Here is a 1,817-nt window from a genome sequence, read left to right on the forward strand (position 1 = left end):
CCAAATCGCGGAGCGACGGAGCCGCAGTGAGAACTGGTCCGGCAAGCTCTTCCGGATGCTCGACGGCGTCAAGCACCAGGACGATCGCACCCAGCTTTTCCTTGGGCAAGGCGGAACGCCGAACGTCGAGGCCCCAGCCCGCCAGGGCGGCAGCCAAGTCGTCGGAGCCGGCGGTTCTGCCGTTGCCGCTCCCGAGTACCAGGACCGGACCCGGAACCAGCGGCTCTCCCTCTTTGTACCTCCGGAGCACGGCAGGTTGGGGCAGTCCGAGCTTTTTGGCCAGGTCCTTGCCGATCCCGTGGCTGACAAACTGCGTGTATTTGTCCGTCATGCCGGTTACCGACCTTCCGGAGCGGAGTAGGCCTCGAGGATCGCGACGACGCCCTGCCCTCCGGCAGCGCAGATGGAAATGAGTCCGCGCGCAGGGCGGCCGTCAACCGGGCCGTTGTCGTGGAGCATCTTCGCCAGCGAAGCCACGATGCGTCCTCCAGTGGCGGCAAAAGGATGTCCGGCGGCGAGGGACGAGCCATTGACGTTGAGCTTGGCGCGGTCGATCTTGCCGAACGCACCGTCCAGTCCCAGCCTGGTTCGGCCGAATTCCTCGTCTTCCCATGCGGCGAGCGTGCTCAGGACGGTGCCCGCGAAGGCTTCGTGGATTTCGAAGAAGTCGATGTCTTCGAAGGACAGCCCGTTGCGTGCGAGGAGTCGCGGTACCGCAAAGGCCGGGGCCATGAGGAGTCCGTCCTTGCCGTGGACGAAATCGACGGCGGCCGCCTCTCCGTCAACGACGACGGCCAGCTTGGGCAGGCCACGGGCGTCAGCCCAGTCCTCAGTGCCGAGGAGCACCGTGGAGGCGCCGTCCGTGAGCGGAGTCGAGTTGCCGGCCGTCATGGTGGCCTCCGCGCCAAGGCTCTTGCCGAAGACGGGCTTGAGGGTGGCCAACTTCTCCATGGACGTATCGGGCCGGAGGTTCGAATCACGGCTCAGCCCGCGGTATGGAGTGACGAGGTCATCGAAGAAGCCACGATCGTAGGCCGCGGCGAGGTTGTGGTGGCTGTTGAACGCGATCTCGTCCTGGGCTTCGCGGCTGATCTTCCATTGGGCCGTGGTCAGCGCCTGGTGTTCTCCCATCGAGAGGCCGGTACGCGGTTCCCCTGTGTTCGGAGCATCCGGGGCGAGGTCCTTGGGACGCAGCCGCGAGAGGACCTTGAGCCGATCGGGCAGGGACTTGGCGCGATTGAGGTCGAGCAGGACCTCGCGGAGGCCCTCGCTGACGGCAATCGGGGCATCGGAGGCAGAGTCGACGCCGCCGGCGATGGCCGAGTCGATCTGGCCAAGCTTGATCTTGTTGGCGAGGCCCAGGACGGTTTCAAGGCCGGTGGCGCACGCCTGCTGGAGATCGTAGGCGGGTGTCTCCGGCGAAAGGGCCGAGCCAAGCACCGCTTCGCGTGTCAGGTTGAAGTCGCGGGAGTGCTTCAGGACAGCTCCGGCTGCGACTTCACCGATCCGTTCCTCCTGAAGGCCGAAGCGTGCGATCAGCCCGTCCAGTGCAGCCGTCAGCATGTCCTGGTTCGAGGATTTGGTGTAGGCGCCCCCGGTACGGGCAAAGGGGATCCTGTTCCCGCCAACCACCACTGCCTTGCGGACTGTACCCGGGGCTACCGGGGATTCGTGTGGCGCGCTCGCGGAATGTGCTGCTGCAGGCATGCGTTGCTCCTTAGATCACATCGGGTTACTGATACCCAGCGTACCTGATACGCTGAGTATCGTGAACATCCCCAGCCCAGGACTTCCCGCCGACCGCGACGCCGTGACCC

At 65.6% G+C, this 1,817-nt stretch carries 1 protein-coding gene and 1 pseudogene; both read right to left on the reverse strand.

Annotated features, from left to right (window positions below; translation table 11 throughout):
* A pseudogene (locus tag AHiyo1_RS16270) lies at nt 1–331 on the reverse strand (3-oxoacyl-ACP reductase); the annotation flags it as partial.
* 5 nt (nt 332–336) lie between these two features.
* Complete coding sequence (locus AHiyo1_RS16275) at nt 337–1,707, reverse strand: acetyl-CoA C-acetyltransferase (protein WP_059389244.1); 1,371 nt, start codon at nt 1,705–1,707, stop codon at nt 337–339.
* Between the last annotated feature and the right edge of the window lie 110 nt (nt 1,708–1,817).

Source organism: Arthrobacter sp. Hiyo1 (assembly GCF_001263615.2).
GTDB lineage: Bacteria > Actinomycetota > Actinomycetes > Actinomycetales > Micrococcaceae > Arthrobacter.

Excerpts from the sequence above, each read along its gene's own strand:
- AHiyo1_RS16275 (WP_059389244.1), bottom strand. The coding sequence starts at position 1,707 with ATGCCTGCAGCAGCACATTCCGCGAGCGCGCCACACGAATCCCCGGTA.